8 protein-coding genes are annotated in these 6,084 nt (G+C 71.4%); all 8 read right to left on the bottom strand.

All coding sequences use genetic code 11. The features are described 5' to 3' along the window. Window positions 1-94 precede the first annotated feature (94 nt). Window positions 95-2,074, bottom strand: a complete 1,980-nt coding sequence (locus RWM17_RS11285) for a cytochrome c oxidase assembly protein (RefSeq protein WP_314103732.1) — start codon at window positions 2,072-2,074, stop codon at window positions 95-97. Between the two features lie 345 nt (window positions 2,075-2,419). Continuing rightward, the gene (locus RWM17_RS11280) at window positions 2,420-2,707 is read right to left on the bottom strand and encodes an HU family DNA-binding protein (protein ID WP_043595940.1); all 288 of its coding nucleotides are present in this window, start codon (window positions 2,705-2,707) and stop codon (window positions 2,420-2,422) included. 172 nt (window positions 2,708-2,879) lie between these two features. Continuing rightward, window positions 2,880-3,185: a 30S ribosomal protein S14 gene (gene rpsN, locus RWM17_RS11275; RefSeq protein WP_056058637.1), complete on the bottom strand. Its 306-nt coding sequence runs from the start codon at window positions 3,183-3,185 to the stop codon at window positions 2,880-2,882. Between the two features lie 2 nt (window positions 3,186-3,187). Continuing rightward, window positions 3,188-3,355, bottom strand: a complete 168-nt coding sequence (rpmG, locus tag RWM17_RS11270) for a 50S ribosomal protein L33 (protein WP_043595944.1) — start codon at window positions 3,353-3,355, stop codon at window positions 3,188-3,190. Then, window positions 3,355-3,591 carry a 50S ribosomal protein L28 gene (gene rpmB / locus RWM17_RS11265; protein WP_123548488.1) on the bottom strand — a complete coding sequence of 79 codons (237 nt, stop codon included), beginning with the start codon at window positions 3,589-3,591 and terminating at the stop codon, window positions 3,355-3,357. The genes rpmG and rpmB overlap by 1 nt, the downstream gene beginning before the upstream one ends. A 250-nt stretch (window positions 3,592-3,841) precedes the next feature. Then, a complete protein-coding gene (locus RWM17_RS11260) occupies window positions 3,842-4,279 on the bottom strand; it encodes a transcriptional repressor (protein WP_314103722.1) in 438 nt (145 codons plus the stop codon). A gap of 39 nt (window positions 4,280-4,318) precedes the next feature. Then, a complete protein-coding gene (locus RWM17_RS11255; protein WP_314103719.1) occupies window positions 4,319-5,260 on the bottom strand; it encodes a metal ABC transporter permease in 942 nt (313 codons plus the stop codon). Then, entirely contained in the window at window positions 5,257-6,063 is an 807-nt protein-coding gene (locus RWM17_RS11250) for an ATP-binding cassette domain-containing protein (RefSeq protein ID WP_314103734.1), read from the bottom strand. The genes RWM17_RS11255 and RWM17_RS11250 overlap by 4 nt, the downstream gene beginning before the upstream one ends. Window positions 6,064-6,084 lie beyond the last annotated feature (21 nt).

Below are 6,084 nucleotides of genomic sequence, written 5' to 3'. Positions count from 1 at the left end.
TAGTATGTCTGGTGGGATGGGTTAGGTGTATATGTGACCGCACGCGGGGCACGCGACGCACGCGGGGCACGCGACGCGCGCGTGGCGCGCGGCCTCAGCCCCGGTCGCTCCGCGCCAGCGCCCCGAGCTGCTCGTTGTAGGCGGCCAGCTCGGCGTCGCCGTCGCGGTCGGCCTGGCGGTCCTTGCGCTTGGCCTCGCGGCCGTCGCTGCGGCTCCACATGATCGCGACGATGATCGCCATCGTGACGGTCGGGATCTCGCCGACGCTCCAGGCGATGCCGCCGGCGGCGTACTGGTCCTGCATCGGGGTCGGCCCCCAGGTGCGACCCATCGCGCCGTACCAGTCGGCCAGGAACAACCCCGTCGCCGTCATGATGCCGATGCCGAAGAACGCGTGGAACCCCATGGTCGCCAGCAGCACGACGAGCCGCATCGGGTACGGCAGGCGCCCCTTGACGGGGTCGATGCCGATCATCGACTGCACGAAGAGGTACCCGACGATCAGGAAGTGCACGATCATCCAGTAGTGGCCGAGGTGCGTCGTCGTCGCCCAGCTGAAGAGCGACGTGTAGTAGAAGACGAAGAGCGAGCCGGCGAAGAGCACGGCGGCGACGATCGGGTTGCTGATGACGTGCGCGTAGCCCGAGTGCACGAGGATCATGATCCACTCGCGCGGCCCCCGGGTGCCGTCGGTCCGCTTGCGGATGGCGCGCAGGGCGAGCGTGGCCGGCGCTCCCGGCACCAGCAGCAGCGGGATCACCATGCCGAGCACCATGTGCGACAGCATGTGCGCGCTGAACAGGTACGGCTCGTAGACGTTGGGGGCGCCGCTCGTCACGTAGAAGAGCACGAGCAGCCCGGCGACCCACGAGGCCGTGCGGCCGAGCGACCAGCCGTCGCCGCGACGGCGCAGCCGCACGACGCCTGCGATGTAGAAGAAGATGCCGAAGGCGCAGACGAGGGCCCACAGCAGGTCGACGTTCCACTCCGTCAGGTAGCGGATCGGCGTGAGCTCGCGCGGCAGCGCCTCCTCCGTGAGGATCTCGGCAGGGGTCGGGGCGGCGAGGTCGCTGGCCGCCACCTCCTCGACCGGGGTCGCCGTGCGGGCGAGCGCCGACGCGACGCCGGAGGCCAGGCCCATGAAGGCGAGCTCCGCCGCGACGAACCACCAGAAGAAGCGGGCGGTCCTGGCCGGCTGCGTCTCCATCCGCCTGACCAGGTACTGCCGCTGCACGACGCCGAACAGCCCGAGCGCGACCAGGGAGAAGGTCTTCACCAGCACGAGCACGCCGTAGCCCGTGGACAGTGCCGCCCAGTCGCCGATGCGCAGCGCGGCGCTGCCGACGCCCGAGACGGCCACGACGACGAAGCAGATGATCGCGATGGTCGAGTAGCGGGCGAGGACGACGCCGATGCGGCCCTTCTCGAGCGTGCTCCGCAGCAGCACGAGCGCGACGAGCCCGCCCAGCCACACGGACGCGCCCTCGAGGTGCAGCGCGAGGTCGGTGACGGCCGCGTCGTGTCCGCTCGAGCCCGCGGCGTGGCCCTGCTGGGCGAGGGGGATGAGCCCGCCGCCCGCGAGGACGGTGAGGGCGACGAGCGCCCAGATGTTCCGCAGCACGAAGCTGAGCACGGTGACCGCCGCCGCGATGAGGGTCGTGATGAGCCAGGCGCGGCCCAGCTCGGTGTCGGTGAGGAAGAACGCGAGCGTGCGGCCGAACTGCTCGTCGAGGGTGACGGGCACGTTGGCGACGCTGAGGAACGTGAAGAAGCTGGTGGCCGCGGAGGCGACGGTCCAGAACCCGGCAGCGCCCGCCGCGATGTCCATGGCCCGCTCGAACTCGGGCCGGTCGCGTGAGAGGGCGAAGCAGGTGAGGAACAGCGTGCCGATCGTGACGGCCGCGCCGATGTTGCCCAGCATCTTGGCCATCGGCAGCCCGTAGCGCACGACCTGCCCGGGGTCGACGACGAGCGGCGCGTCGGCGGCGCCGCCGAACTTCAGGGCGGCGACGAGGGCCGCGAACGCGACGACCACGAGCAGTGCGGGCCCGGCCGTGCGGGAGAGTCTGGGCATCGCACCCATGCTAGGTCGCCCCGACTGGGAGCGGGAGCGGTCCGCTCGCCGCCGAGCGACCTGCGCCGCCCTGCCCTGCCGCCCCCGCTCCCGCCACCGCTCCTCCTTCATTCAGGACGATCGGACCTGCGTTGCGCATCGGGGGGAGGCGGACTCCTGATTCGTGCACGATCCAGGATGCGCAGACGACGGCTTCCTGAATCCTGCGAGCAGGAGGCACCGCGGGCAGGAGGCACTGCGGGCAGGAGGCACTGGGGCAGGAGGCACCGCGGGCCCCGCGAACGCGAGAGAGGGCGGCGACCGAAGTCGCCGCCCTCTCCCGGGTGCTTCGTGAGAAGCGGAGGACTACTTGACCGCAGCCTTGAGCTTGCTGCCGGCGCTGACCTTGACCGAGTCGCTCGCGGCGATCTCGAGGGCCTCGCCCGTCTGCGGGTTGCGACCCGTGCGGGCGGCGCGGTGCGTCTTCTCGAAGGCGATCCATCCGGGGATGGTGACCTTCGTGCCGTCGGCGACCGACTTCGACACGACGGAGAAGAAAGCGTCGACGACGCCGCTGACGGCGGCCTGGCTCTGGCCGGACTCGGAAGCGACAGCTGCGACGAGCTCGGTGCGGTTCAGTGACTTGTCAGCCATGTGGTGTCCTCCTCGGACTTCGTTCGGTGAGACATGGCACGGCGTTCACCGTGCCTGTTCGGATCAGACGGCAGGGCCGAGGGCCCTCCGCCCGTGTAGCTCAGCCCCGGGGCCGAGGCCCCGGGCTGTCCAGCTCAGACCCGGGGCCGAGGCCCCGGGAAACGGCTCGAACCTACCAGGAAGACTTCGTGATGCCCGGAAGCTCACCACGGTGAGCCATGTCGCGGAAGCGCACACGGCTGATGCCGTACTCCTTGAGGTGACCGCGGGGGCGACCGTCGATCGCGTCGCGGTTGCGGAGGCGGACCGGCGACGCGTCGCGCGGCAGCTTCTGCAGGCCGAGGCGAGCGGCCTCGCGGCTCTCGTCGGTGCCGGCCGGGTCGACCAGGGCCTTCTTCAGCTCGAGGCGCTTCTCGGCGTAGCGCGCGACGATGACGGCACGCTGGTCGTTCTTGGCGATCTTGCTCTTCTTGGCCATGCTTAGCGCTCCTCGCGGAATTCGACGTGCTTGCGGATGACCGGGTCGTACTTCTTGAGAACCAGGCGGTCGGGGTTGTTGCGACGGTTCTTCTTGGTCACGTACGTGAAACCGGTGCCCGCCGTCGAGCGGAGCTTGATGATGGGACGGACGTCCTGCTGACGAGCCATTAGATCTTCTCCCCACGAGCGAGCAGGTCCTTGACGACCGACTCGATGCCACGAGCGTCGATGACCTTGATGCCCTTGGCGCTGAGCTGGAGGGTCACCTTCCGGCGCAGGGACGGCACGTAGTACGTCTTCTTCTGGATGTTCGGGTCGAAACGGCGCTTGGTGCGTCGGTGCGAGTGCGAGATGTTGTGGCCGAAACCAGGAATGGCTCCGGTCACCTGGCAGGTTGCTGCCATGATTTCCTCCGTAGGTACCGTAGGAGCTCACCGTCCGAGGACGGCGACCCCTACCCAAGGTCACTTGTCGGCGCGCGTCACCCCGCTCGGTCCGCATGACGGGCCGTGGTGCTCGGGGATCGGTGCACATGGGCGCAGAGAGCGCCCAACCAAAGGAAGAGCTTACGCGACACGCCCGACCCGGGTCAACTGCAGGCCCCGAGGGCTGCGGGCCCAGGAGGCGCGACGCACCGAGCCCGGGAGGTGCGGCTCAGCCGGCAGCGCCGCCGCGCGTCACGGCAGGGTCGCGTCCCGCGGCCTTCTCGGCCGTGCACGCCGCGCAGGTGCCGAACACGTCGACGATGTGCTGCGCCTCGGTGAAGCCGTGCTGGGCGGCGACCTGGCGGGCCCAGGTCTCGACCGCGGCGGCCTCGATCTCGACCGTGGTGCCGCAGGTGCGGCAGATGAGGTGGTGGTGGTGCGTGCCCGGCGTGCAGGCGCGGTAGAGGCTCTCGCCCTCCTGCTGCAGCGAGTCGGCGGCGCCGTCGGTGGCGAGGTCCGCGAGCGCGCGGTAGACGGTGGCGAGCCCGATCGGCGACCCCGTCTCGCGGAGCTGCCCGTGCAGCGACTGGGCGCTGACGAAGCCCTCGCTGCGGCCGAGCGCCTCGCGCACGGCCTCGCGCTGCCACGTGTTCCGCTTGGCTACCACTGCGCACCTCCGTGCCTCGGTCGTGCAGGTCCGACCACGTCAGGCCTCCTTCGTCGTCGTCGAGGCTACCGGGGCGGCCTGGGGGCGACCGGGGGCGCCTCCTCGGCCCTCCCGCCCGCCTCCTCGGCCTGTCCGCCCGCCTCCTCGGCTCTCCCGTCGCCCGCCGACGACGCGGCAGACGAGCCAGATCAGGAACGAGATGGTCGTGACGTACGGGCTGATCGGCAGGCCGCCGCCGAGCGCCAGCAGGATGCCGCCCACCACGGACACGACCGCGAACACGACGCTGAGCACGGGCACGAGGCGCGGGTCGACGGTGAGCCGCAGGGCCGCCGCCGCCGGGGTGACCAGCAGCGCGAGCACGAGCAGGGCGCCCACGATCTGCACCGAGACCGCCACCGCGAGGCCGAGCACGAGCATGAAGACGAGGCCGAGCGCCCGCACCGGGATGCCCGCCGCCGCCGCGACGTCGGGGTCGACGCTGGCGAACGTCAACGGTCGCCAGATCACGAGCAGCACCACGATCACGACGGCCGAGATGGCGATGAGCCAGCCCAGCTGCGGGTTGTCGACCGACACGATCTGACCGGTGAGCAGGCCGAACTTGTTCGCCGACCGCCCCCGGTACAGGGCGAGGAACAGGATGCCGAGGCCGAGCCCGGCGGGCATGAGCACCGCGATGATCGAGTTCCGCTCGCGCGCCCGCGACCCGAGCAGGCCGATGAGCAGGGCGGCGACGACGCTGCCCACGACCGAGCCGCCCACGACGTTCGCGCCGATCAGCAGGGCCGCCGAGGCCCCGGCGAACGAGAGCTCGCTGATGCCGTGCACGGCGAAGGGCAGGTTGCGGGTGATGACGAACGGCCCGATGAGCCCGCCGACGAGGCCCAGCACGGCGCCCGCGATGATCGAGTTGCGCACCAGCACGACGAGCTCGCCGAAGTCCTGGAACGAGAACAGCTGGGTCCAGAGGTCGGTCACCGCACGAGTCCTTCGTCGTCGTCGTGCTCGTCGGCGTGGTGGTCGTCGTGCCCCTGGCCGCCGACGATCACGATGCGCCCCATGGTGCGCACCACGTCGACGGGCGTGCCGTAGAGCTCGCTGAGCACGGGCGCCTGCAGCACCTCGTCGGGAGTGCCGACGCGGAACTTGCCGCCGGCCAGGTAGAGCACCCGGTCGACGACGTCGAGGATCGGGTTCACGTCGTGGGTCACGAACACGACGGCCGCCCCGCGCGCGCGTCGCTGGCGGTCGATCAGCTCCGTGACCCCGCGCTGGTGCCGCAGGTCGAGCGAGATCAGGGGCTCGTCGCAGAGCAGCAGGGCGGGCTCGGCCGCGAGGGCCTGGCCCACGCGGGCGCGCTGCTGCTCGCCGCCCGACAGGCTGGCCACGGGGGCCGAGGCGAACGAGGAGGCGCCCACCTCGTCGACGAGGGCGTCGATCGTCGCGCGCTCGACGGCCGACTCGCGGCGCAGGCCCCAGCGGTGCCCGGTGACGCCGAGCGCGATCATGTCGCGGGTCCGCAGCGGGGTGCCCGCCTCCATCAGCCGCTGCTGCGGCACGTACCCGATGCGGCGGTGGCCGCGGCCGACCGGACGGCCGAGGAACTCGAGGGTGCCCTCGGTGAGCTGCTGCTGGCCGAGCACGGCGCGCAGCAGCGTGGTCTTGCCCGCGCCGTTGGGCCCGAGCACGGCGAGGAACTCGCCCGGGGCCACGTCGAGGTCGAGCCCCGACCAGAGCGTGCGGTCGCCGAACGACACGCCCGCGCCGCGCAGGCGCAGCACGGCGTCGCCGCCGCCCCCGGC

The organism is uncultured Frigoribacterium sp., assembly GCF_963515265.1.
Classification (GTDB): Bacteria; Actinomycetota; Actinomycetes; order Actinomycetales; family Microbacteriaceae; genus Frigoribacterium.
This window is presented reverse-complemented; position numbering and strand designations above follow the sequence as displayed.